This is a genomic window from Shewanella sp. GutDb-MelDb, assembly GCF_002836075.1.
Taxonomy (GTDB): domain Bacteria; phylum Pseudomonadota; class Gammaproteobacteria; order Enterobacterales; family Shewanellaceae; genus Shewanella.
In genome coordinates, this window is sequence record NZ_PJBM01000169.1 from 1 (window position 1) to 26,323 (window position 26,323).

Here is a 26,323-nt window from a genome sequence, read left to right on the forward strand (position 1 = left end):
GCGATGTAAGCAGCATTATGGCCGTCGAGATTACACGATGGCCATTATTTTAAGAGCCGATATAACGCTATAACCGCTTTAATCAAACCGTCATTATCAACATATAAAGACCTAAAGCAGCTAGCTTACTGACAAATCAAACTAGATTTCTCAAGGTCATAAATATCGCTACAGCATCCCTTCTCTTTCTACGAGACATTCATAAGAAGCCATTTCGAATTCTCGACAAACCCAAGGGCGATTTTCATAAATAGAGCACATCAGTGTCTCCCGATCTAATGCTGCACACCAACCATCCTCTAAACGAAACATCGTTTCGCCGCCCCAATTATCAACAGCAATATACTCTTCAGGAACACCAGTATCAGTCAGAAGAAACACCTCTAAACGGCAGCAGCAAGCCTGACAGTTTGAACAGGTGACTTCCTTTTCTGGTATATTTTTAATATTAATGGTCATGCGCGTCATCAAATCGAATAATCGGCTATTTTACCTCAACTAGAACAAATTAGAAATTAGCATGATTAGCACTTGATGTGTTAGCAGGCAGAGCAAACCTCCACCTTCAATGCCATTCCATTAGTATTTGGTTAGTGAGTAAACTTTAGTCCTTCTTAGTAGAAAGACTAATCGTTAGGACCAATGAAACCTAAACCAAGCGATGAATCCTTTACACTGCTAACAAAACATCGGTGCGGATGATGTATTTAACACCTTTAGTGATCGCAACAGAGCTATGAATACAGTGCATAGGATGCATTCCGTGTGGAAAACACAATACTCCACCAGCGGGTGTTCTGACATCGACATTAACAACCTCATCGCCTGCTTTTGCGGGTTTAGTGGCATCGTTTGCGTTCACCAAAAAACGAGTTTCACCGCCTTCAAAGTCTTCGCTAAGGAGAATTAAGAAGGTCATTTGACTAAAACGATCTGGGTAGGCATTGGCGATTAACTGGTTATCTATAATTCGGCTGCCAGGCCAAGAACCATCGGAGTGCGGTTTAAAATAATCATCTTGGCTATAACGATAAAAACGAAAACGTGCATTAATACCTAATGCTTTATCGCCGTTAAAAATACCCTGTCTATCATCCATCAAATGAGCAATACGTTGCCAAATAGTGCCATCTGTTTTTGGGTCAACAATCCAGGTTAAGCTATCGTTATGGCGAACACTTCGGGGTAACGACACTGCTGCATCTGGTAAAAACTCAAGTTGCTCACTTATCTCAATTAATCTTTTGCATTCATCTTTAGACAGCACGTTTAACAACTGAAAAGCGCCGGGTACGTCGGCAAGTTCCCGGCGCTCTACTTGGCTAATATCAAAATCACTGCTTAGCTTGGCAGGATTGAATGTGCTGTTGCCCCATGCTGGTAATGCTGGATGCTCAGCGCCGGGCTCAAACGCGGCAACAAAGAACGATTCTGGCTTATTTTCTTGTCTCATATTCGACTCAACTGTATTTAATTTTATGTGATGGTTACTGACGCTATTAACGACATAAGGTGCTGCACCGAGTGATTCTATTTACTGAGCACTCTTACTTGAGCAAATTGTCGGTGGCCAGCCGCCGTGCCATGAAAACCAAAGCCACTTTGCTTAGCACCGACCCAAGGCCCTGCTCCACCAGCACCTTGATTTACGCCCACCATGCCAGCCTCCATCTGCTCTGCAACATCTGCAGCGCCAACGCCGCCAAATACCGCTGCACCAAGTCCATAAGGGCTCGCATTTGCGCGTTCAATGGCTTCAGATATATGATTGAAACGACTGATGGCAACTATAGGGCCAAAGGTTTCATGCGTCTCTAACTGCATATCAGGGGTGATATTTGTCACAACCGTTGGCTGTACAAAAGGCGTTTCATAATGCGCTTGGCCTAAAAGGAATTTTGCACCTTTCTGCTCGGCATGTTTAAGCTGTGAGATAATGCCCTGATGCTGCTTATGATTAACAATCGGCCCTATATTAACGCCAGTTTGATCCCAAGCGCCCACTCGGTAGCGGCGAGCAAGCGCCACCACCTTTTGCTCAAACTCATCGGCAACTCGCGCATCGACATAGACCCGTTCAGTCGACGTACACATCTGTCCTGCATTCTCAAATGAACTTGCCACGGCATACTGCACCGCTTTATCGATATCAGCCGTTGCCATGACGATCATAGGATCGTTACCGCCAAGCTCCATCACGAGTCTTTTAAGAGACGATGCCGCCGACGCCATTATGTGTTTGCCCGCAGCAAGCGAACCGGTGAAAGCCACCATATTAATATCGGCATTGACTAACGCCTTACCTGTGTCAGCCCCACCGTGAGCGACTTGCAATACGCCGACCGGCAATACTTCGTTAAGTGTGTTAACGAACAAGTCGGCCACCAAGGGGGTTTCTTCTGATGGTTTTAATATCACGCTATTACCCGCCATGAGCGCAGGCAGTAGCAAGTTATTCGCCATCGCCAGCGGATAATTCCACGGTGAGATAACAGCGACCACGCCCAAAGGCTTATATTGCAGCTCAGCGCCATGCCCCAAAGATTCAGGCTGCAACGCTGCAACAATTTCTTGGCAAAAGTAATCAGCATTTTGCACTGTACCTGCCGCCTCATAACCTGCTCTGCGGTAATCCTTTCCCATCTCTTTGCTGATTAATAGTGCCAGCGACTCCTGCACTTTTGCAAGATTCTCATAAGCTTGAACCACTTTTTTCTGGCGCTCTATTAACGATAACTTAGCCCACGTTTTCTGTGCTTTTTTTGCTTGGCTAACCAAGTCTGGCATACGTTCAATCGTGGTGACGGGAACTTCGCCGAGTGGTTTTTGATCGATTGGATCGTAAGATATTAGCATTGTCATCTATTTGCTTCCTTAAAAAGGCATTCACTTATCGTGATGCAGAGCAATTTATCTTTGGTTCTTAGGGCATATTTTGCTAGAGTGGAGAATTAAAGCAACCAGTATACTTTTAGTAACCACTGTAAATTTGATTGCGACATGATAAATAAGACTTTAAATACAATGACTAAAGATGAAAAAATAAATATTCAAAACTGCGAGCAGCCTTGCCTTATCGAGCGAGGAATGCGCATTTTAGGCGGCAAGTGGAAAGCGTCTATTTTGTGGCATTTAAAAGATGGGCCAGTGCGATTCAATGAGCTGTCACGCATGTTAGGAGGTGCCAGTAAGAAAATGGTTGATCAACGTCTTAAAGAGCTAGAGAGCCAAGGACTGGTTATCAGAGAGGTGATTTGTACTCGCCCTATTGCTGTCACTTATGAGATCACCGAGTTTGGTCGCACCGCGTTAGAGATATTAGAAAAGCTAAAAGACTGGACTGAAGAAAGTGATTTTTAGCATAACAAGCAGAACACGTACATTGGTGTTCTGCTTCTTATGGTTAAGATTAACCAGCTAGGTTACCGTTATGTTTAAACAGTATCGCTTGGCACCCTCACCCAACCTTCCATCAGTATTCGAGCACTGCGGCTCATAACTGCTTTGTTCACCTTCCATTGACCATCAACTCGTTTTGCTTGAGCACCCACTTTTAAGGTGCCAGATGGATGGCCAAATAGCACAGACTCACGTTCAACGTTACCGGCAGCAATACTTACCAGCGTGCCAGGAATTGCGGCTGCGGTGCCAATGGCTACTGCAGCAGTGCCCATCATTGCGTGATGTAACTTGCCCATAGATAAGGCGCGCACGTTAAGGTCGATATCGCCTTTAGCGATAGCCTTGCCACTTGAAGACGTGTAATCAATAGGCGCGGCGACGATGGCCACTTTTGGGGTATGTTGCCGACCAGCAGCTTCATCTATATGGCTAATAAGCCCCATTTGCACGGCGCCATAAGCGCGTATGGTTTCAAACATCGTTAACGCGTTAGCGTCACTGTTTATCGCCTCTTGCAATTCGGCACCGCTATAACCAAGATCTTGTGCGTTAACAAACACGGTAGGAATGCCTGCGTTAATCATGGTGGCTTTTAACACCCCAGCAGCGACAACGTCAGTCGGTACGATTAATTCATCGATTAGATTGCCTGTGGGGAACATTGCTCCTTCGCCATCGGCGGGGTCCATAAACTCGACTTGCACTTCAGCGGCTGGGAATGTGACACCATCAAGTTCAAAGTCACCGGTTTCTTGCACTTCACCATTGGTGATAGGCACATGGGCAATAATGGTTTTACTGATGTTTTTTTGCCAAATTCTAACCACTGCAATCCCATTTTCAGGAATACGGCTGTTATCAACAAGTCCGCAGCTAATGGCAAACGAGCCAACCGCGGCAGATAAATTACCGCAGTTACCACTCCAATCGACAAAAGCCTTATCAATAGCGACTTGTCCGAAAAGGTAATCGACATCATGATCGGGCTGAGTACTGCTTGCCACAATCACCGTTTTACTGGTACTTGAGGTTGCCCCACCCATACCGTCGGTTTGCTTGCCGTAAGGATCTGGGCTGCCGATCACTCGAAGTAGCAGTGAATCACGGGCGGGACCTGCCACCTGCGCAGCTAGTGGCAGATCGGTTAAATTAAAAAATACACCTTTACTGGTGCCGCCACGCATATAGGTTGCTGGTACTTTAATCTGGGGTAAATGTACTGTGTTACGCGTCATAAGGATTACCGTTAGATTGCTAATATTGGGTACAACAGATCGCGGCGCCGCCACTAGAACCGTGAGTGAGCTTAGGTTCTTGTGCGCTGACATAACACCGCGAGAGCAAGTAAACCCTGCGCGGGCAGTCGATGCACTGAGTCAATGGCGTTATTGCCGCGAAGATGAGCTGCGGCGACGGGGATGTCGCTGCAGAGCCTACAAGCATTTGCTTGCGGGATCTCATCTGCGTTGCAAGATATAAAGTCTACGCGACTGAAGACTCTAAAAAGTCGTTGGCGAAGCGTTGTAAAATACCGCCAGCTTCATAGATAGACACCTCTTCGGCGGTATCCAAGCGGCACTTAACGGCTATTTCAACGCTCTCACCATTGCTGCGCGTCATAATCACGGTCAGTGCAGCGCCAGGCGTGCGATCACCCATCACATCATAGGTTTCTGTTCCATCGATTTGATGAGTATGACGGTTTTCATTATTAGTAAATTCAAGCGGCAATACCCCCATACCTACAAGATTAGTGCGGTGAATACGCTCAAATCCTTCGGCGACAATTACTTCAACACCCGCAAGACGAACACCTTTTGCTGCCCAGTCACGGCTTGAACCTTGGCCATAGTCTGCACCCGCAATAATGATCAACGGCTGCTTACGCTCCATATAGGTCTCAATCGCTTCCCACATACGCGATTCAGTGCCTTCTGGCTCGATACGTGCAAAAGAGCCCTGCTTCACTTCAACTTCGCCGGTTTTGCCAAGCTTAGTCACCATTTCATTAAATAACTTAGGGTTAGCAAAGGTGGCACGTTGCGCGGTTAAATGATCGCCGCGATGAGTTGCATACGAGTTAAAGTCAACTTCAGGTAGGCCCATTTTATCTAAATATGCCCCCGCTGCACTGTCGAGCATAATCGCATTCGAAGGTGACAAATGGTCAGTGGTAATATTATCGCCAAGTACCGCTAATGGACGCATGCCTTTCATTGTGCGCTCACCGGCTAGTGCTCCGTCCCAGTAAGGAGGACGGCGAATATAGGTACTCTGTGGACGCCAATCGTACTGTGGATCGTTATCAGAGCCGTATTCAACTTTAATATCGAACATGGGTTCGTAGACTTTGCGGAACTGCTCGGGTTTAACACTTTGAGCAATGACTGCATCAATCTCTTCATCGGATGGCCACAGATCTTTTAGCATAATGGCATTACCATCCGCGTCAGTACCCAGCACATCTTTTTCGATATCAAAACGGATTGTTCCGGCAATCGCGTAAGCGACGACGAGTGGTGGTGATGCTAAAAACGCTTGTTTGGCGTATGGATGAATTCGGCCATCGAAGTTACGGTTACCAGACAGTACCGCAGTGGTGTACAAATCGCGTTCAATTACTTCTTGTTGAATCACTGGGTCCAGTGCGCCGCTCATGCCGTTACACGTTGTGCAGGCAAAACCGACAATACCAAAGCCTAATGCTTCAAGTTCTGTTAGCAGATTGGCATCTTCAAGATAAAGCTGTACCGCTTTTGAACCTGGAGCGAGTGAGGTTTTTACCCATGGTTTACGGGTTAACCCTTTAGCATTCGCGTTGCGAGCAATAAGTCCTGCGGCAATCACGTTGCGGGGGTTTGATGTGTTAGTACAGCTGGTGATCGCCGCAATAATGCAGGCGCCATCAGGCATTAAGCCCTCTTCATTTTCAACTACGCCACTAATGCCTTTTTCGGCAAGATCCTTGGTTGATACTCGGCGATGAGGGTTAGATGGACCTGCAATATTACGCCCGACACTGGACAGGTCAAAACGCAGTACCCGCTCGTACTCAACCTCAGTTAATGTATCAGCCCATAGGCCTGCACGTTTTGCATAGGTTTCAACGAGCTTAACTTGCTTGTCTTCACGGCCTGTGAGTTTAAGGTAATCGATGGTCTTATCATCGATATAAAACATCGCCGCTGTTGCACCAAACTCTGGCGTCATGTTTGAGATGGTTGCTCGGTCGCCCAACGTTAGGTTTGCAGCGCCTTCACCATAAAACTCAAGGTAAGTAGAAACGACTTTTTCATTGCGTAAAAATTCAGTAATAGCGAGCACAATATCAGTTGCAGTAATGCCATCTTGGCGCTTACCCACCAGCTCAACACCCACAATATCTGGCAGACGCATATAAGATGGTCGGCCAAGCATGACACTTTCAGCTTCAAGACCGCCAACACCAATGGCAATAACACCCAGTGCATCAACATGAGGTGTATGGCTGTCGGTACCCACTAAGGTGTCCGGAAATGCCACACCTTCTCGAGCCTGCACCACGGGAGACATCTTCTCTAAGTTGATTTGATGCATGATGCCGTTACCTGGCTGGATCACATCAATGTTCTTAAAGGCCGTTTTGGTCCAGTTAATAAAATGAAAGCGATCTTCATTACGTCGATCTTCAATAGCGCGGTTTTTCTCAAACGCGTCTTTCTCAAAACCGGCGTGCTCTACAGCCAACGAATGGTCGACTATCAGCTGTGTTGGTACCACTGGATTTACTTTTGAAGGATCCCCGCCCCTATCTGCAATAGCATCACGCAGACCTGCTAAATCAACCAAGGCAGTTTGGCCTAGAATATCGTGACACACTACTCGAGCAGGATACCAAGGGAAGTCTAAATCACTTTTGCGCTCAATGATCTGCTTTAAACAGTCAGTTAGCGTTTCTGGGTTGCAGCGACGCACTAAGTTCTCGGCATAAACACGAGAACAATATGGCAGCTTACGATAAGCATCTGGGCTAATCGCATTAACTGCAGCCTCGGTATCAAAAAAATCTAATTCAGTACCAGGTAACGGTTTACGGTAGGTTGTATTCATAAGGCGTTCCACTTAAAAAGCATGACATCACGTTGGGTGGGGTCTTATTCATTTACGGTCACTTCTTTTACGAAGTGGGCCCGCTTTGCATTGAAATTATTAGATAGAATAAAACCGTTTAAAATCAATAGTTTTTTAAGTAGTGACAATAAAATAAATTGCCACTACTAATTTCTATTGATTATCTTTCACTTATCGGAGAAACCTTACGCGGATCGCTACCGGTGTAATCTGCACTTGGACGAATAATGCGATTATTAGTACGCTGTTCCATAACGTGTGCCGCCCAGCCCGTAAGACGTGAACAGACAAATATAGGGGTAAACAACTTAGTTGGAATGCCCATAAAGTGATAAGCCGACGCATGGAAAAAGTCAGCGTTACAAAATAGTTTCTTGCTGTCCCACATAAACTCTTCACATGCGACAGAGATATCATAAAGTGAAGTATCACCAGACTCGTGAGCCAGCTTCTCAGACCAAGATTTGATAATCACATTACGTGGATCAGAGGTACTGTAGATGGCATGTCCAAAGCCCATTATCTTCTCTTTACGTGCAAGCATGCCCGCCATTTGCTCTTTAGCATCGGCTGGTGAGCTGAACTTTTGGATCATATCCATTGCCGCTTCGTTTGCGCCACCATGCAGTGGACCACGTAACGTACCGATAGCACCCGTAATGCACGAGTACATATCTGATAGCGTTGATGCACAAACGCGGGCGGTAAAGGTTGATGCGTTAAACTCATGCTCTGCATAAAGAATCAGTGATACATCCATAACACGGCGATGCTGCTCTGATGGCGCTTTGCCATTAAGCAGGTGTAAGAAATGACCGCCTATAGACGCTTCATCGGTAACACAATCTATCTCTACACCGTCGTGAGAGAATTTGTACCAGTAACACATGATGGCCGGAAACGCGGCTAATAAGCGGTTTGCCGAGGTAGTTTGCTCGCTAAAGTCATTCTCTGGTTCTAAGTTACCTAAGAAAGAACAACCGGTGCGCATCACATCCATTGGATGAGCATCAGCTGGAATGCGTTGCAGCACCTCTTTTAATGCTTGTGGCAGATCGCGCTGTGCAAAAAGCGCTGTTTTGTAGTGATCCAGCTGAGTTTGGTTTGGCAGTTCGCCATTAAAAAGCAAGTAAGCGACCTCTTCAAATGTCGCGTTATCTGCCAAGTCAGATATATCATAACCACAATAGGTTAGACCTGAACCTGATTTACCCACGGTACAAAGCGTTGTCTCACCTGCACTTTGACCACGTAGTCCTGCACCCGCTAACTTCTTATCTACCTTTTTAGTATCAGCCATTTCTATCTTCCTTCTATTTTTTGTTACCCGTCAAATGACGACTGCGGGTATTTATATTTTTATTCTAAAACGCAATTTCATCGCGCTTTAGATTTGTTTTGTAAGGTACTGCTGTCGAGCGTGTTGCTGCTTGCTTAAAGGTTTTTACCTTCAGCAAATAAACTATCTAGCTTTTGCTCATAGTCGTGATAACCAAGGTAGTCGTAAAGATCCATACGCGTTTGCATAGAATCAACCACCGCCTTTTGGTCGCCGTGGTCTAGAATCGAGGTATAAACCATTTCCGCTGCTTTGTTCATTGCTCTAAACGCACTTAATGGATAAAGCACCATAGACGCGCCCCACTCACCTAACTGCTCTTTGTTCCACAGCTCAGTTTGGCCAAATTCAGTGATATTGGCGAGAATAGGCACATCCAGCGCGTCAGCAAAGGCGCGGTAATGTTCTTCGGTTTTAACCGCTTCCGCGAAAATACCATCGGCGCCAGCAGCAACATAAGCTTTAGCACGTGCAATGGCCGCTTCAAGTCCTTCTTGTCCGAATGAATCTGTACGGGCCATAATGAAGAAATCTGGATCGGTACGAGCATCGACAGCCGCTTTAATACGGTCGACCATCTCTTCTGTTGACACAATCTCTTTATTTGGACGATGACCACAGCGTTTTTGCGCAACTTGATCTTCCATATGCACAGCAGCTGCACCGGCTTTTTCCATATCGCGAACCGTTTTGGCGATATTGAACGCGCCGCCCCAGCCAGTATCGATATCAACTAACAACGGCAGATCACATGCAGAAGTAATACGCTGCACATCAACAATCACATCGTTTAGGGATGTCATGCCCAAATCAGGTAAGCCGTACGATGCGTTCGCAACGCCGCCACCAGATAAGTAAATAGCTTGGTGACCAATTTTTTTCGCCATCATTGCTGAATAAGCATTAATGGTACCGACAATTTGTAGCGGACTATTGGCAACTAGTGCCTCGCGAAACTTCTTACCTGCGCTCATGTGCTGTTCCTTTCTTTGTTGCTCACACAGCTTGTTTAAACGACTTGTATAAATAGCTTATACAAGCTGGGCCCTGTGAAGATGATAATGATGACTTAACGGTTTATTGATTACGTTTTTATGATCTAACGGTTTCACTATTCGTTGAGCTATTTAGCTCAAAAGCTTGCTCTCAATACTCGATTTTGAATACAAGATATGACGGCGCATTAGCATTTCAGCGAGCTCCGCATCTCGGTTACAAATCGCTTGTACTATGTGTTTATGTTCATCAAAAGCGGTGGTCACACGCGGTCCACTCATTCCCAACTGAACGCGATACATGCGTACAAGATGATAAATACCATCCGTCAGCATCGAAATAAGGTGTTTGTTTTTGCTACCAACAATAATGCGATAATGGAAATCGACATCACCCGCTTCTTGATAATAAGACTGGCCCGATTGCACTTTTTCAAAATGAGAATTGAGCAGCGATTGCAGATCGGTGATTTCGCCATCTGTCATATTTTGTGCCGCTAAGCGTGCCGCCATGCCTTCGAGTGACTCACGGACCTGATAAAGCTCAATCAAACCTTCAGGTGTTAATGTCACCACTCTTGCACCAACGTTGGCTTTGCGCTCAACTAAATGGCTTGCCTCTAAACGGTTAATCGCTTCACGGATCACCGCTCGACTAACGGCATACTTTGTCGACAACTCGGTTTCACTTAACTTAGAACCCGCCAATATAGCCCCTTCTACGATATCTTTACGTAGCTGAAAAAAGGTCTTATCTGCTGACGTTACTGGCTGTTCGGTGAAAAATGTCATAAACCATCGTTGAGTTCTGCTAAAAGGATTGTCGACAATTTAGCGTCATTATGTGACCTAGTCAACACTTTAGCCCTAAATTGTCGACAAAGTAGAGTAAAGCATAATGGACGACTTTTGTTCACCCACATAAATATGGCAAATTTAACTGACAGTAAGAATCTCTAATTTTTAGCACTTAATAGCAGCATAACAAGGAGCGAACTTTAAATGATCAGTCTTTAAAATCACTACAGTAATGTTTAGATTCATGAGGTTATATTAAAGTTACAGATTAAACCTCAAGATTTAGAGTATTATCAAATAGACTCAGAACTGCTCTTTATTGGTTTTAATTTCACGAGTCACATTTGCATTGTGGGGACAAATATAGGCACTAGCATGAAGTCAACAAGTGTCGACAATATCCTTTATAGATAACGCAAGGTCGCGCTTCTTGACTATTTTGACTGTGTTGTAGGTTATTAGTGGAGAATGACTAAACGACATAGCCTCCGCCTTGTCAAAATAGCCAATAAACTGCGGTAAAAACAACCGTCAAAGAACCACACCCCCTAGGCTAGTTGCAGCTTTAGTGTCTCGTTTTTAACAAAAAAAGCAGCACTGAGTGCTGCTTATATAGATTGACTAAAAATAAAGATTAGTGAGCAGGAACATTCTCAACCTGCCAGTTACCCCCAAGGGCTTTATGGAGGCCAATGGTCATATGCGCAGTTTGTAATTTTGCAGCAACCACACGGTCTTTAATCATATTTTCTTGACGCTGCGCGTCCAAAATAGACAAATAGCCACTGAGTCCCGCTTTGTACAGTGATTTGGCTTTATTGACCGCATTAGTGGTCTCAGCTTCTGCTTCGCTGACGAGTTGCACATATTGCTGGCTATAGCCGTAGCCCTGCAATAAGGTTTCAACCTCACCAAAAGCGGCAATCACTGCATGTTGATAGCTGAGAACACTGGAATCGAACCGTGCCTCTTGCATTTCAACTATGGCATCACCTCGACCACCATCAAACACATTCCAACTCACACCTATGCTACCGGCCCATGCTATGGAGTCACTGCTAAACAAGTCGTCAAAGTCTTTTGCCAAAACACCAGGAGCACCCGTTAAGAATACTTTTGGATATTGAGCGGCGATGGCTGCAGCGCGCTCTTCATTAAGCGCTGCCATCTCGCGCTCGGCAATCCTGATATCCGGTCTGCGGTTAAGTAAATCAGATGGCAAGCCTGTTGGGATAACGCCATCAAAATTAGGCAGTGGCATAGGTTGACTAAAGCGTTGTTCACCCTGTTTTGGCGTTTCACCTAGCAAGATGACTAAGCGCTGTTTATGAGCATTTTCAGCAATATTAAGTTGTGGCACAACAGATTTCGTCACTGCTAACATGGCTTTAGCACGTGCTTCATCAAGCTTTGATCCATAACCGCTCTTAACCATTAACTGCACTAATTTGAGCGTCTTCTGTTGATCTTCAACCGTGTGCAGTGCGATCTGCTTACGTTCTTGAGCGCCACGCATTTGCAGATAATTATGGATCACATCAGAAGTAATCAGTGTTGTTAAGCCTTCACGCATAATGATCATCTGTTCTTTGCGGATAGCGGCGGCATTTGCTAGCCGGTCTATTCTGCCAAAGAGATCCGCCTCCCACGCAATCGTCGCTCCCGCAAAGAAAGCGCTATTGTTATCATCAACCAAGCCCAACTCTTCACCACTAACAGGGTTAGTCGCGGTTATCGCGCCCCCGAGTAAAGGGTCATTATCACTGATCTGATAGTTACCAAAACCCGCGCCCAGATTAACCGTAGGCACTTTAAATGACTCAATCGCACTTTGATAAGACTGCGCCATTCTGATGCGTTGCGCTGCGATCTTTAGCGGGATCGCTTGATTTTGCGCATCAATGACCAACTGATTCAAAATAGGATCATTAAACTGCGTCCACCATGCATCTGTATTAGCCGCGCTTCGCTCACCAGCAACCGTCCCAGCTGTATCTTGATACAAATATTCGCTGTCTAAGTTAGTGGTCGGCGCCTGATAATCAGGTCCTACTGCGCAACCAGTCATGATCATAGCAATCGCTAACGGCGCAATTTTATAGAGATTCATATTATTTTTGCTCCATAGCGGCACTAGAAAATATTGGGTCAGTTGCTTCTGCATTATCATCGCAGTTGCGATAAAACAGGCAGTAGAAGGCCGGCATAATAAACAGTGATAACACTGTCGCCGCTGCTAATCCGCCAATAATTGTTGCTGCCATTTGGTCAAACAATCTATCGCTTAATAGTGGGATCATCCCTAATGCTGTTGTCAGTGCACCCATAGAGATCGCCATCGTACGATTAAGGGTTGCCGCTTTTACTGCTTCTTGTAATGGCTTGTTATTAGCCCGTTCAAGCTCAATTTGATCCATCAGTACAATGCCATTTTTAATAATCATGCCCGATAGCGTAATGGCACCAATCAACGCCATAAAGCCAAAGGGTTTGTCTAGCAAGAGTAAGGTCCAAGTCACACCTATAGCCGCTAGTGGCAGAGTGATTAAAATGATTGCTGGCTGCTTAAAGCCATTAAACATCGCCACCATAATCACCACCATCATCAATAGCGCCTTAGGTAACTGGCTTAACGTGTCGGTGATAGTTCGGTTTTCATCGTAGTATTCACCGCCCCAATTAAATGCATAGCCCGCTGGGAGCTTAATGGCTTCAATTTGATCTTTTATCTGATTACGCACTACAGCAGGCGTCGCATCAAACACATCCGCTTGGGCTGTAATTGTCGGCACACGATTGCGGCGCCAGATTATGCTCTCTTCGCTCTTCAGCTCAAAGCTATCAACCACCTGCCCTAACGGCACACTGTTAACGCCTAGCAATGAACGAACAGGTAAGGTTTCTAAGCTACTTAGATCAGCATTTGCGCTTCTGAAACTAATAGGAATTAGCTGATCCCCCTGATTCAATGTACCCACAGTGACGCCCTCTGTGGCTCGCTTAATCGCAAGGGAAATATCGGTGCGATTGATACCAGCTCGGCGAGCCTGCTCCTGGTTTACCACTGGTTTAATCACTTTACTCAGCTGACGCCAGTCATCACGAACATACTTGGTATTACTGTTTGCCTGCATGATAACTTGTGCTTCAGCCGACAATCTATGCAAGACCTGTGGATCAGGGCCAGAGAAACGTGCTTCAACACTGTATTTATCTTTAGTCGCCAGCTTTAGGTTTCTAAAGCGAGGCTCAGAGCCCGGAAAGTTATTTGCCAGCCATATATCACCCCGTTTGGTGAGCGACTCAATAGCCTCGTAATCAACTACATTAATCACGATTTGCCCATAACTCGTATCAAAAGGTTCTGGTTCTACTGTGACTGAGAATCTTGGTGCACTTGCCCCTACGTAACTCGAGATAACCGCCACTTCGGGTTGTTTTATCAACCAGCCTTCAATTTTCTTCATATCAGCTGAAGTGCTTTCTATCTTAGCACCATTGGGTAACCAGTAATCTAAGAAGACCATAGGACGGTCAGAGCTAGGAATAAAATTGATAGCGACATAAGGGGCTGCCAATGCTGTCACCAATAACAACGGCACGACCATAGAAATCGCTTTGACTGGATTCATCACCGTCCAGTTAACCGATAATTGGTAACGACTTGGTTTGGCGTTAGCATCTACCTTTTTCGTGCTTGGCTTTATCCATAACCAGCACAATAGCGGTGTGAGTGTGACTGCCACAAGCCACGAAAATAGCAGTGAGGAACACATAATAACGAATACTGAACCAGCAAATTCACCCGAATCAGTTTGCGAAAACAAGACAGGGCTAGAGCCCATGATGGCAATAATTGTGGCAGCAAATAAGGGTTTAGATGTCTCTTTGACTGAATCAACTGCAGCTTTAGTGCGTTCAATCCCCTTATTTAACTTCACCACGAACAGGTCGGTGATAACAATCGCGTTATCGACTAGCATGCCCAGTGCCAAAATAAAGGTTCCTAACGAGACGCGTTGAAGGTCGACCCCTGCAAGGTACATATAAATGAGGGTTAACAAGATGGTAAAAACTAAGCTGCCACCAACAATGGTTGCGCTTTTAAAGCCCATAAAAATAAGCAGCACAACAAATACAATTGTGACACTCTCAAGTAGGTTCACCACAAAATCTTCTACAGACTTTTGAACTTCGTCTGGCTGAAAAGCAATAGTGCCAATTTCAATGCCTATCGGCAGCTCTTGCTGATATTCAGCAATGATCTGGGTTAAGCTTTCACCCAAGCTAACGACATTAATTCCAGAAACCGGACTCACGGCCAGTGTAACGGCTTGCTTACCATTGAAACGACTCAAAGTCATTGCGGGGGCTTGGTAACCTAAGCTGACATCGGCAATATCTCCCAATCTTAACAGTCCCGTGCTGTAGTCGCCGAACCCTCCTTTAATTGTGAGCGCTTTAATATCATCAATGGACTTAAAGGCGCTACTTTGGTCAACACGAATACGCTCATTGTCAGCTGCAAAGCTACCGCTGTTATAGGTTAAGTTCTGGGTTGCTAACTGATTAATCACCTGTGCAGAAGAGATCCCGTACTGGGCTAATCGCGCATCAGGAAGGTCAATATAAACCGCCTGACTTTGGACCCCGTGAAGCTGGACTTTCTTAATGCCATCAACGGTCTTAATTCGACGTTGTAGCTCTTTTGCGTATTGACGTAACGCTTCAGGCTGAGCGTTCTCGCCATAGACACTAAATAACATGCCGTACACTTCTGAGAACTCATCTTGCACTATGCTGACTTGCGCGGTAACAGGTAAAGTAAGCTTAACGTCATTGACCTTGCGTCTCAGTAAATCCCACTCCTGTGGTAACTCATCAGAATTAGTCGTTTCTTTTAAATCGACAAAAATCATCGAACTACCAGGACGAGACAAAGAGCGCAGCTTCCACACTGAGCCCATTTCTTGTAGCTTAGTCTCAATTTTATCAGTAACTTGTAACTCAACTTCTTTTGCAGAAGCACCGGGATAAAGCGTCACAACTACTGCGCTTTTAACCGTAAAAGTAGGGTCTTCCAGCTTACCCAGCTCAAAATAGGAAATGATACCGACAATCACACATAACACGCTAAAGAACAGCACAAACAGACGCTGTTTAATCGCAAATTCAGCCAAATTCATCATAATTCCTAATAGCTAAAAGCTTTAACAACGGTTTTGGTGACCGTTTGATTGGGTTGAAGATAATTAACACCGGCTGTCACAATGGCGTCACCCACATGTAAGTCTCCGCTTAAACAAACACTGTTACTCTGTAGGGATTGCACTGTAACGGCGGTTTCAATAACCGTTGTATCTTTAATGACATAAACACTTTTTCCTGCTTTATCTTGAATCAGCGCCGCGTAAGGTACGCAGTAATTGACCTGTTCATTGTTGAAATTCACCGCGACATTAACCGCTTTACCTGGCAACGCATCTGTTGGCTGTTCGATGACAAATTCAACGTTATAAGTCTGTTTAATCGGATCGGGCAAGGTGTCCATTGCGCTAAGTATTGACGTAAGCCCTTCCTCTCCATGCCAGCTAACCGATGCTTGCTGAGACAGCATCAACTGACCCATCAAATTTTCAGGCACATCGATAATGGCTTTTAACTCGTTAGGTTGATGCAGGGAAAAGACCGCTGCGCCTGAGGCCGTTTGTTCGAATGTTTGTTGAAACTTTGCACCTATAACGCCGCTAAAGGGGGCTTTAAGCTCAGTATAATCGAGAGCATCTTGGGATTTTTGCAGGTTCTGCGTCACAACATCGACCATGGCTAAGCTACGCTGAAAGCCGCTTTGGGCTCTATCTAGATTAACTTTAGAAATAGCATCATCAGCGATGGCTTGTTCGACTCGGTCGAGTTCAACTTTTGCTAGGTGGTGAGCGGCATTTGCTTCGGCTAGGCGAGCTTGTAACTCAACCACATTGACTTGGTAATCATGAGGTTCGAGCCTTGCCAATACTTGGCCTTTTTCGACAATATCACCGGTTTTGACCAGAATAGCTTCGATGGTACCCGAAACTTTGAAGGCTAAATTTGCAGTTTGCGTCGCTTCAAGCACGCCTGAAAATTGTTTAATACTGGCTTGCTGTGTATTGTCCAGTGTCATCACTTGAACAGGTCGTTCAGGCTTTAACATATCTATGTGCACAGAAGCTGGAGCCTGGCTGCAGGCTGAAGTGATCACTAATGCAAGTGGTGCTACAGCAAACTTTACGATTTTCGACGTCGGGTGGTTCATTATTTTCTCCCAATAGAACTATTGGGAGAGAGTGTATGTGTTTAACTTTGCAAGATAATCAGTCTTCCCGCACTACACTGTCACGAATTTCATTACAAATTCGCACGTTGTGGTATTTCTTGTAATAAAAAATCAATCAATAGCCGAGTCGGCAAGCTCATCCCTTTTCTATCTGGGTAGATAAGCCAAACATCTTCTTTCTTAGATTCATACTCAGGTAAGATCCGTACTAAGTTTTTGCTTTCAATTGCCGCCAATGCAAATAGCGGGGGCATAAAACCTATGCCCTGCCCGCCAACAATGGCTCGCCGTACAAAGCCCATATGGTTACAACTAAAGCGACAATTAACTTTAACGGTATCAGTAATTAAATCCCAGTTATCATCTAGTGTTCCATCAGGCCAGCGATAACAGATGGCTTGATGCTGTGCCAGTTCTGCTAACGACTTGGGCTCGCCTTTGTCTTGGATATACTCAGGGCTCGCATATATTGCCCGTCCAAGACTGAGCAAACGTCGAGCAATAAAGCCCGAGTCTTGAATTTTACCGGCATGAAGAACAAAGTCGAGCGCTTGAGAATAGATATCGGTGACATAGTTATTGGTGATCCGCAGATCCAGTTCAATATGTGGATATAACAGCTGAAACTTTGCCAATGCAGGCTGCAAAGCTTCATCGCTTTCAGGTAAAAAACCCACTTTCACTTTTCCAACGGGTTTGTCATCGATGTCGAGGAGCTTATTTTTAGCTTGCTCAAAGCCTTCAAGCACCGTTAATAACTCGTGATAATAAGCCTCACCATGTTGAGTCAATCTCAGTTGTCGGGTGGTTCTGAAAAAGAGTTGCGCATTGAGTGCTCGTTCCAATTCGCCTATTCGTCGACTGACGTTGGCTCGCGGCAGATCTAAAGCATTAGCTGCCGCAGTAAAACTGCCGAGCTTAACCACAATCGTAAATAACTTTAGATCTTCTATGCGCATACTAAACTGCCTTTATCGTGCTATTTATCTGTATTACAGAGGAAATTGATGCCAAAAAGTATCTGCCATCAAAAGACTAAGATTGCGTAGAACTGTAGCGGTTTTTAACATGCGGTCATAGTTTTGTCTGCCGCTATGTGGATTAACGCACAGATTACAATACGCAAAGTAACCAGCCGATATGATTTAAGCGGTAACAATTCGAGATAGGATCACGAGAGCTAGCGCTTATGGACGCTTCAAAGCCACGATAACTTTTTGTCTACGCTCCGCGCTATTAGCGAGCAATAGCAATTAACGGCATCAAACACTGCCAAGCATCAATGCTGTTTATACCATTAGTGATTATGAATCATTGCTTATCCCTGCCAATATTAGATAACCGCAAAAGCTGTAAAAAATAACTCAAAACGAATAGAGGTGGTGTTTATGCCCTTTCTCAAGATCTTGTTTAAGTGTAAAGTCAAATAAGGCTCGAGTGATTATTTGATACCAAAAGGAACTGATTATCAAAAGTTTGCCAAGAAAGAAGCTAAGACAAAGTGCGTTTCAACGCTGGGCATTACTAACATTTATGTTGATGAGTATATTTGCCACTCGGCACATCATTGCAGCTGAGTTTGTCGGTTCATTTGAATGCGAGCAGTGTCATCAGCAAGCTTTTAACGATTGGAGCGGTTCTGATCACGATATGGCAATGAAACACGCCAATAAGCACTCTGTTGCCGCAAATTTTAGTACTCAATTCACCTACCAAGGTAAGCAAAACCGTTTTTTTACTCAAGGTGATGAATACTGGGTCAATATCGAAGATGGCAGCGGGCAGTTCAACGATTTTAAAATAAGCTATACCTTCGGTATCGAGCCATTACAGCAATATATGGTTGAGTTTGAAGATGGACGCGTGCAACTCATCCCTTTTGCATGGGATAACCGCCCAGTCGCAAAAGGCGGGCAGAAATGGTTCCACCTATACCCAGACTCTAGCGCTAAACATGATGATTTCTTCTGGCAGAATGTAGGCCAAAATTGGAACTTCATGTGTGCAGATTGCCACTCAACCAATGTTAAAAAGAACTACGATTTCGAAAAAGATCGCTTCAACACGACCTTTTCCGAGATTAACGTCGGCTGTGAAGCCTGCCATGGGGCTGCAAGCAAGCATCTATCATGGGCGAATAAAACAGCTGAGTCAGCGTCGCAAGCCAAAGGCTTCGACAGAGTCTTAACCAAACCCGTGTCAAACTGGACATGGCAACAAGACGATGCTGGTAAAAGTGACTTAGCCAATACGGCCATTTACACCGCTAAACCCGTAGGTACACAACCCAGTGACCAATTACAAACGTGTGCTCAATGCCATAGTCGCAGACTGCAAATAAGCGATAGTAATCCATTAGTTAATACAGATTTTGGTGATCGCTATCAGTTAAACCTGATCAGCCAAGATCTTTATTATGATGATGGCCAGGTCTACGATGAAGATTACGTTTACGGCTCGTTTCTGCAGTCAAAAATGCATGACAATCGTGTGGTTTGTAGCAACTGTCATAACCCCCATTCGACAAAAACGGTACTGCCAGGTAATGCGTTGTGCAGTCAATGCCATAGTCCTGCTAAGTTTGATACTAACGAGCACCATAAGCATCAAGCCAATAGCAGTGGCGCTCAATGTGTGAATTGCCATATGCCACAAACAACCTATATGCAAATCGATAAGCGCAGAGATCATAGTTTTAGCATTCCAAAACCCGCAAACTCTCAGCGCATAGGCACCCAAAATGCTTGTAATCAATGCCATCAAGACAAAGACATAGCGTGGGCAGTCGATAAAACAACCGCTTGGTATCCAACATTAAACACCTACGATGCAACACATTTTAGCAGTGCTTTTGCTGGCGCTAGAGCGCGTATGCCCACGGCTGGAGATCAACTTTCCTATATTGCCCAAGACCACCAGCAAGCAGCCATTATTCGCGCTGGAGCGCTTGAGCGCTTACAGCAATATCCTGGTAGAAACGGGGTGGTCGCTATTGCAAGAGCGACTCGCCATGACGACCCTTTATTGAGATTTGGTGCAATACAAGGCAGTACTCCGTACCCGATTGCAGACAGATGGCGTATGTTAGCGCCGCTGCTTAATGACGATGTTCTTATGGTGCGCAGTCAAGCTGCAGGAGCATTAGCGGGGTTTTGGCCTGAACTAACCTCTGCGCAGCAAAAGCAATTATCAGCGCCATTGGCTGAGTATATTGAAATCTTGAAGTTTAATGGCGACCGTGGCTTTGCTCGTACTAACCTTGCTCATCTTTATGCTAATCAAGGTAAAGTAAAACAAGCTATTACAGAATATAAAGCCGCAATTGCTGTGCAATCAAATTATGCAGCTGCCTATATCAATCTTGCCGATCTCTATCGCTCAAATGAACAAGATACGCTGGCACTGACAACTCTCGAGAAAGGCATTAAGGCGCAACCCACCTCAGGTGCAATCCAGTTTAGTATGGCCCTTGCTCTTTTACGGGCGAAACAAACGGAAAAAGCTATGGAACACCTTATTCGAGCAACAGAGCTTGAACCTAATAACGCTCGATTTTGGTATGTGTACGCCATTGCCATAACGCCCGCTTCAGTCGTCAAAGCGGGCGCCGCATTTGATAAAGCTTATCAGATCAGTGGTAATCCGCAGTACCTATATGCTTTATGTGAGCTGATGCTAAGTCATCACAGCCCTCAGGCTAAGCAATGCTTACAGCAGTTATCGACTCGGGTACCCGCTGATACAGTCAATCAACTGAGGGCGCGTTTCCAACCCTAGTTTGCCGCATTGATGATGATCAATTTAGGTTAAATTAGAGGGTATGCACGACTAAACTCTTATGGATAATTCAATCTGCTCATGTACACTCATAACATACTGACTTATAGGATAAGTGCATGAGCCAACGTACGCTTCATAACCTTTTTAAACCAAAATCAGTGGCGATTATTGGCGCTTCAAATGACCCCAAACGAGCGGGTAATGTGTTGATGAAGAACCTGCTCTCAGGCGGTTTCTCTGGGCCTATTATGCCTGTAACGCCAAAATATGAAGCTGTAATGGGGGTGCTTGCTTATCCAAATATTCAAGCTTTGCCGCTTAAACCTGATTTAGCCATCATCTGTACCGCGGCGAGTCGCGTACCTGCCATTATCGAAACCTTAGCCCAGTTTGGCTGTAAAGTCGCTATCGTGATGGCGTCGGGGATGGCGGATGAGTTAACCGAAGATGGTATTAGCCTACTGACTCAAATGCAGCAGCATGCTAACCGTTATGGCATGCGCATTTTAGGCCCCAACAGTCTTGGCATGATCCTGCCTAACTTGGGGCTTAACGCCAGCTTAGCGCACACCAGTGCCCTGCCAGGAAAAATTGCGTTTGTGTCTCAATCAGCCGCAATATGCACCACGGTTTTGGATTGGGCTAATAATAAGGGTATTGGATTTTCATCATTTATTTCTTTAGGTGATGCTAATGATATCGACTTTGATGAACTTTTGGATTATTTAGGTCGAGATTCAAAAACCAACGCCATTATGCTGTATATCGATTCTGTTAATGAGAAGCGTCATTTTTTGTCTGCAGCTAGAGCAGCATCCAGAAATAAGCCTATTCTAGTGATTAAATCAGGGAGAAGCGCTGAAGGCACCAGCGCCGCACAACTGCATACTGGTGGGATCCCCGGCAATGATGCGGTGTATGAGGCTGCTTTCAGGCGCGCTGGTATGCTGCGCGTAAATGACTTAATCGAACTCTTTGCCGCAGTAGAAACGTTAGCGCACTCAGCGCCCTTGCAAGGTGAACGTCTTGGGATAATCAGTAATGGTGGTGGCCCCGCGGTACTTGCTCTTGATGTGTTAATGTTAAGCGGCGGCAAGTTACCGCTGTTATCTGCCGATATTCATCAAAGATTAAATGCACTGTTACCAAAAAGTTGGTCAGGACAAAATCCCGTCGATATTGGCGGGGATTCCGATGCACAAAGGTATGCAAAATCACTTGAGATCATGATGGATAGCGATAACTTGGATGCTATATTAATCTTGCACTCGCCTTCAGCATTAGGCGAAAGTGTTCAGATAGCAGAAGAGATTGCTAATACGATCGCAAAACATCCCAATAAAAATAGAGTCAATATCTTAACCAACTGGAGCGGTGAAGATTCAGCTTATGCTGCGCGCAAACACTTCTCCCGTTCTGGGATCCCAACGTATCGCACGCCAGAAGGCGCCGTCGGCGCCTTTATGCACATGGTTGAATACCGCCGTAACCAAAAATTGCTGCAAGAAGTGCCACTATCGATCCCCGATAATATTCCAGCTAATACCGAAGTGGCGCGTGAAAGACTGCAACACGCTTTAAGCCAAGGTAAAACCATTTTAGAAACCCATGAATCACGCAGTATTTTAAACGCCTATGGTCTTAAAACGATTGATACTTGGTTTGCCAGTAGCCCTGAACAAGCAGTTGCCTTAGCCAATCAAGCTGGCTACCCTATCGCGTTAAAAGTGCAGTCTCCTGATATCCATCATAAATCTGACGTACACGGGGTGATGTTAAACCTGACTTCCGATCAAGAAGTTAAGCATGCCGCAAAATCAATGATTGAACGAGTGATCTCGCTTAATCCTGACGCCAGAGTTGAAGGACTTATAGTACAAAAAATGGCGTTAACAGCCGGAGCACAAGAGATTAGGGTCGCTGTGGCGAATGATCCAGTATTTGGTCCCGCGATATTACTCGGTGAAGGTGGCTCTGAATGGGACCCAACAAAGGATGCCGCCGTTGCCTTGCCGCCATTAAACATGACCTTGGCTCGTTATATGGTGATCCAAGCCCTCAAAACTAAGAAGCTTAAAGATAGACATCTACCCCTTGGGCTCAATATGAATGCCCTTTGCGTAATGTTAACGCAAATATCGCATCTGATTATCGATTGTCCAGAGATAGCCTCGTTAGATCTAAATCCTGTTTTATGTGCGGGCACATCAATCACGCTATTGGATGTGAATATCCAACTGCATAAAGAGCCAGTAGACAATGCAGGCCGTTTAGCTATCTCTCCGTACCCTAAAGAGCTTGAGCAACTAGCGACGCTTAAAAACGGCCAGCAAGTGATGTTACGGCCTATTTTGCCGGAGGATGAACCTAAACATTTGGCGTTTGATAACTCATTGTCTGATGAAGATAGATATAAACGCTATTTTGGTGTTCGCTCTAAAATGACACATGAGGAGATGGCGGTACTCACCCAGATTGATTACGCTCGCGAAATGGCCTTTATCGCCACCACCAAAGGGGAAGATGGAGAGGATATTACCTTAGGTGCTATTAGGGCCTCTATCGATCCTGATAACACCGAGGCTGAATTTGCGATGGCAGTAAGAAGTAACCACCAAGGACAGGGACTCGGTAAATTACTGCTTGAAAAGCTGATTAGCTATTATAAAGATAATGATACTGAGGTTTTGACCGGCTTTACCCTGTTTGAAAATCGCAATATGGCGAGCCTAGCTAAACATTTAGGCTTTACGGTCACTTTTGATATGGAGGAGCGTTTAATTAAAATGCATATGGATTTAAAACCTAAGCCTTAACAGCAACCTTCACTCAATGTGCAAATGGGCAGCAACGGAGCTGCCCATTTCGATAGTGATAAAGTGACGCTGCAGCCTACTCTACTGCTGACTCCGCTATCACACAGTTTCGCCCTGCAGATTTAGCGCGATACAAGGCTTCATCAGCGCGAATAAAATAACTGTCTTTGCTATCGTTAAATTTCAGTGATGCACAACCAACTGAAACGGTAATATTACCTAATGGCAGTTTCTTCTCTTTACCAATGGTTAGATTCCGCTGGGCAATTTTTTTACGTAGGTTCTCCGCAACTATTTTGGCTTCTGCTATTCCAGTATTATGCAATAAAATAACAAACTCTTCGCCGCCATAGCGCGCAACAAAATCATCGCCTTTGACGCTCTGTTTTAGCGCTTGAGCCACATAAGTTAGCACCTTGTCACCGATTAAATGGCCATGTACATCATTGAATTTTTTGAAATGGTCGATATCAACAACCAATAAACTGCTTTTAAACTCTTGTTGGTTGAAGGTGTCCATATGGCTAATCACTTCTTCGTCAAAAGCACGGCGATTATTAAGGGCAGTAAGTTGATCCGTCATAGCAACCGAGCGCAGGTCAAGCATCTCTGTTTTAAGCGCGCTCACCTCCTGATTCATGCTATTGAGGCTTTCATCCATCGCGATATTAGCACTGATAATGTCATCAAGTTCTGTGGCGATGTCATCCACAAGCGTCTGTAATACTTCAGGGCTTGGATTATTTTTGAGCGCTTGATCAAACGTTTTAAGCGAGGTTGAAAACTTTACAGTACCTTGACTCATCCCTGCAATTTTAGACAGCAGACTATTAATCAACATCTGCGTCTCTATCTGCACATTTTCTATCACTGCGGGGGAATGCTGTTGGATATAAGTGGTAAATAAGCCATCGCTAACATCAACGGTAAAGCTTACTTCATTCGCGAGTAAACCATCGATCGCTCGCTTTAAATCCAAATTAATCCCTAAGTAATATTCATACCATACTGAATAATTATTAGGGGTGACGGGGATGTTCAGTTCAGACATTTTAGGAACAGCATGCCGTAAAATTCTCGCTGACAGCTCTATCTCTGACAAATGTTGAGCCATATCCATATAATTCCCATCCCTAGTTTTAAACTTGATATATATCAATACAATAAACAAAAAAGAGGATGTTGCCATCCTCTTTTATAATTTATTTAACACTTTTGACTAAACTTTACTGACGACAGCGAGAGAATATATCTTTATCTTTTTGATAAACATCAGATTTAACGTTCATCAACCCCAGTAAGCTGTCAAATAAGTTGTCATGAGAATAACCACCCTGTTCAGCTTCTTTCGCTAAACACGCAAGGTTAAGGCGATTTTGTTTGGCGAAACTTTTCGAAAACCATCCTAGAAATGGCACTTTGGTTTGCTCTTCAGGTGCAAAGGCATAAGGTGCACCATGAAGGTACATGCCACTTTCACCTAACGACTCACCATGATCACTAATATAAAGCATCGCGGTATCAAACTTGTCACTTTGCTGCGCTAGCTTTTTAACCACTTCAGAGACGATATAATCAGTATAGAGAATAGTATTATCGTAGGTATTCATCAGTTCTTCATCGCTACAATTTTGGATATCACTGCGCTGGCAATCAGGCGTGAAAAAGCGATGTGCTGCTGGGTAACGTAAATAGTAAGTGGGCCCATGAGAACCAATAATGTGCAGTACTAATAGGCTATCTTTACTCTCGATATTTTCAAGACGGTTATCAAGCGTGTTGAGTAGCACTTGGTCATAACAGTACTGTCCATTGCAAAGCTCAGGATCACTGCTACGATCAATAACGATATTGTCGACATTGTCACAAACGCCTTTACAACCACTGTCGTTATCCAGCCAATCTAACGCAATCCCTGCATGATTAAGGACATCAATGGCGCTGTCCTGAGCTCTGGCTTGCCTTGACTCATAATCTTCTCTATCCATCCGCGAGAACATACAAGGCAATGACACCGCTGTTGCGGTTCCACAAGAAGAAGTGTCTTTAAAGGCTAGCAAGCCTTGGTTTTCTGTGTGCGCATTGGTCGGTTTGTCATAGCCGTAGTATTCGTAGTTCATCTCACGAGCCGTTTCGCCCACGACTAACACCACTAAATTAGGTTTCCCGTTGGCTTTGTCAGTGCTGTTTTTAGCATCTAGTCCTAGTTGCTTATACTCAATAGGCTCTTGCAGGTAGTTAATATTAATATACTTAGCAGTAGAGCCAATAAAGTAAGTTGGAATGATATTGCGCTTAATAATGTCATTATTTCGACCAAAAGAGACATAGTTCTGATAGAAAAAGACTGCAATAACAGCAATGCCAATCAGCATCACGACCATAAAGACCAGTTTATGTAACAACTCCTTGGCTAATGGTTTAAATTGGATATTGGCTTTATATATGAGCAAGGCTGGTATAGCGCCGGTGAGCATAAAATTGAGCCCTGAAGCCCAATTCAAATAGGTCGCCGCTTCGGCGTAATTGGTTTCAAATGTGTTCTCGATCATGCCGTAATCAAACACAACCCCGTATTGTAACGCTGCAAAAAACACACTCGACGACATCAATGTTAGTACGATAAAAAAGGGCTTCGCTACATGCTTAAGGCTAAAAAGACTGAATATAAAGCTCAACGCAAAAATAAGAAATAGCGGGATGGTAGCAATAAAAACAAAGTTTACATCAGCCTGCTTGTCTATACCTTGCTTAACTATTTGGAAAA

At 44.7% G+C, this 26,323-nt stretch carries 17 protein-coding genes; 3 read left to right on the forward strand and 14 right to left on the reverse strand.

Translation table 11 applies throughout. From position 1 onward, the window contains the following. Positions 1-168: 168 nt before the first annotated feature. The 3 genes from CXF82_RS07905 to CXF82_RS07915 all read right to left on the reverse strand — a co-directional run bounded on the left by CXF82_RS07905 (position 169) and on the right by CXF82_RS07915 (position 2,862). Positions 169-459, reverse strand: coding sequence for a YkgJ family cysteine cluster protein (locus CXF82_RS07905; RefSeq protein ID WP_101092092.1), 291 nt, complete (start codon positions 457-459; stop codon positions 169-171). 211 nt (positions 460-670) lie between these two features. Continuing rightward, positions 671-1,453, reverse strand: a complete 783-nt coding sequence (locus CXF82_RS07910; protein WP_102043968.1) for a 2OG-Fe(II) oxygenase family protein — start codon at positions 1,451-1,453, stop codon at positions 671-673. Between the two features lie 77 nt (positions 1,454-1,530). Further along, on the reverse strand, positions 1,531-2,862 hold the full coding sequence (locus CXF82_RS07915) for an aldehyde dehydrogenase family protein (protein ID WP_102043969.1): 1,332 nt from the start codon (positions 2,860-2,862) through the stop codon (positions 1,531-1,533). 141 nt (positions 2,863-3,003) lie between these two features. Between CXF82_RS07915 and CXF82_RS07920 the strand changes: the two genes are divergently transcribed. Continuing rightward, positions 3,004-3,360 (forward strand): winged helix-turn-helix transcriptional regulator, encoded by a 357-nt coding sequence (locus CXF82_RS07920; protein WP_374702340.1) that lies wholly within the window; start codon positions 3,004-3,006, stop codon positions 3,358-3,360. 74 nt (positions 3,361-3,434) lie between these two features. Here the strand turns inward: CXF82_RS07920 and prpF are convergent, their stop codons facing one another. From prpF to CXF82_RS07965, 9 genes are all read right to left on the reverse strand, one after another. Then, complete coding sequence (gene prpF / locus CXF82_RS07925) at positions 3,435-4,637, reverse strand: 2-methylaconitate cis-trans isomerase PrpF (RefSeq protein WP_102043970.1); 1,203 nt, start codon at positions 4,635-4,637, stop codon at positions 3,435-3,437. A gap of 247 nt (positions 4,638-4,884) precedes the next feature. Next, the gene (acnD, locus tag CXF82_RS07930) at positions 4,885-7,491 is read right to left on the reverse strand and encodes a Fe/S-dependent 2-methylisocitrate dehydratase AcnD (RefSeq protein WP_102043971.1); all 2,607 of its coding nucleotides are present in this window, start codon (positions 7,489-7,491) and stop codon (positions 4,885-4,887) included. Between the two features lie 181 nt (positions 7,492-7,672). Next, a complete protein-coding gene (gene prpC, locus CXF82_RS07935; RefSeq protein ID WP_102043972.1) occupies positions 7,673-8,812 on the reverse strand; it encodes a bifunctional 2-methylcitrate synthase/citrate synthase in 1,140 nt (379 codons plus the stop codon). A gap of 134 nt (positions 8,813-8,946) precedes the next feature. Continuing rightward, positions 8,947-9,825, reverse strand: a complete 879-nt coding sequence (gene prpB, locus CXF82_RS07940) for a methylisocitrate lyase (RefSeq protein WP_101092085.1) — start codon at positions 9,823-9,825, stop codon at positions 8,947-8,949. 153 nt (positions 9,826-9,978) lie between these two features. After that, entirely contained in the window at positions 9,979-10,638 is a 660-nt protein-coding gene (locus CXF82_RS07945) for a GntR family transcriptional regulator (RefSeq protein WP_101092084.1), read from the reverse strand. A gap of 640 nt (positions 10,639-11,278) precedes the next feature. Next, a complete protein-coding gene (locus CXF82_RS07950) occupies positions 11,279-12,754 on the reverse strand; it encodes an efflux transporter outer membrane subunit (RefSeq protein WP_102043973.1) in 1,476 nt (491 codons plus the stop codon). A 1-nt stretch (position 12,755) separates the two neighbouring features. Continuing rightward, positions 12,756-15,830, reverse strand: coding sequence for an efflux RND transporter permease subunit (locus CXF82_RS07955; RefSeq protein ID WP_180961181.1), 3,075 nt, complete (start codon positions 15,828-15,830; stop codon positions 12,756-12,758). A gap of 8 nt (positions 15,831-15,838) precedes the next feature. Further along, positions 15,839-16,939 (reverse strand): efflux RND transporter periplasmic adaptor subunit, encoded by a 1,101-nt coding sequence (locus tag CXF82_RS07960; protein WP_101092081.1) that lies wholly within the window; start codon positions 16,937-16,939, stop codon positions 15,839-15,841. A 92-nt stretch (positions 16,940-17,031) separates the two neighbouring features. Continuing rightward, positions 17,032-17,919 (reverse strand): LysR family transcriptional regulator, encoded by an 888-nt coding sequence (locus CXF82_RS07965; protein WP_102043975.1) that lies wholly within the window; start codon positions 17,917-17,919, stop codon positions 17,032-17,034. A gap of 574 nt (positions 17,920-18,493) precedes the next feature. Here CXF82_RS07965 and CXF82_RS07970 point away from each other — a divergent pair. Both CXF82_RS07970 and CXF82_RS07975 read left to right on the forward strand, forming a co-directional pair. After that, positions 18,494-20,737: a tetratricopeptide repeat protein gene (locus CXF82_RS07970; RefSeq protein ID WP_219621776.1), complete on the forward strand. Its 2,244-nt coding sequence runs from the start codon at positions 18,494-18,496 to the stop codon at positions 20,735-20,737. Positions 20,738-20,856: 119 nt separating this feature from the next. After that, on the forward strand, positions 20,857-23,556 hold the full coding sequence (locus CXF82_RS07975; RefSeq protein ID WP_102043976.1) for a bifunctional acetate--CoA ligase family protein/GNAT family N-acetyltransferase: 2,700 nt from the start codon (positions 20,857-20,859) through the stop codon (positions 23,554-23,556). 76 nt (positions 23,557-23,632) lie between these two features. On the opposite strand, the gene CXF82_RS07980 is transcribed toward CXF82_RS07975, so the two are convergent. Both CXF82_RS07980 and CXF82_RS07985 read right to left on the reverse strand, forming a co-directional pair. Beyond that, complete coding sequence (locus CXF82_RS07980; protein WP_101092078.1) at positions 23,633-24,676, reverse strand: GGDEF domain-containing protein; 1,044 nt, start codon at positions 24,674-24,676, stop codon at positions 23,633-23,635. Between the two features lie 106 nt (positions 24,677-24,782). Continuing rightward, positions 24,783-26,323: phosphoethanolamine transferase (locus CXF82_RS07985; protein ID WP_102043977.1), on the reverse strand; the 1,541-nt coding region annotated here is incomplete at its 5' end.

Coding starts and splice junctions, on each gene's coding strand:
- CXF82_RS07905 (WP_101092092.1), bottom strand. CDS start 459: ATGACCATTAATATTAAAAATATACCAGAAAAGGAAGTCACCTGTTCA.
- CXF82_RS07910 (WP_102043968.1), bottom strand. CDS start 1,453: ATGAGACAAGAAAATAAGCCAGAATCGTTCTTTGTTGCCGCGTTTGAG.
- CXF82_RS07915 (WP_102043969.1), bottom strand. CDS start 2,862: ATGACAATGCTAATATCTTACGATCCAATCGATCAAAAACCACTCGGC.
- prpF (WP_102043970.1), bottom strand. CDS start 4,637: ATGACGCGTAACACAGTACATTTACCCCAGATTAAAGTACCAGCAACC.
- acnD (WP_102043971.1), bottom strand. CDS start 7,491: ATGAATACAACCTACCGTAAACCGTTACCTGGTACTGAATTAGATTTT.
- prpC (WP_102043972.1), bottom strand. CDS start 8,812: ATGGCTGATACTAAAAAGGTAGATAAGAAGTTAGCGGGTGCAGGACTA.
- prpB (WP_101092085.1), bottom strand. CDS start 9,825: ATGAGCGCAGGTAAGAAGTTTCGCGAGGCACTAGTTGCCAATAGTCCG.
- CXF82_RS07945 (WP_101092084.1), bottom strand. CDS start 10,638: ATGACATTTTTCACCGAACAGCCAGTAACGTCAGCAGATAAGACCTTT.
- CXF82_RS07950 (WP_102043973.1), bottom strand. CDS start 12,754: ATGAATCTCTATAAAATTGCGCCGTTAGCGATTGCTATGATCATGACT.
- CXF82_RS07955 (WP_180961181.1), bottom strand. CDS start 15,830: ATGAATTTGGCTGAATTTGCGATTAAACAGCGTCTGTTTGTGCTGTTC.
- CXF82_RS07960 (WP_101092081.1), bottom strand. CDS start 16,939: ATGAACCACCCGACGTCGAAAATCGTAAAGTTTGCTGTAGCACCACTT.
- CXF82_RS07965 (WP_102043975.1), bottom strand. CDS start 17,919: ATGCGCATAGAAGATCTAAAGTTATTTACGATTGTGGTTAAGCTCGGC.
- CXF82_RS07970 (WP_219621776.1), top strand. CDS start 18,494: ATGTTGATGAGTATATTTGCCACTCGGCACATCATTGCAGCTGAGTTT.
- CXF82_RS07975 (WP_102043976.1), top strand. CDS start 20,857: ATGAGCCAACGTACGCTTCATAACCTTTTTAAACCAAAATCAGTGGCG.
- CXF82_RS07980 (WP_101092078.1), bottom strand. CDS start 24,676: ATGGATATGGCTCAACATTTGTCAGAGATAGAGCTGTCAGCGAGAATT.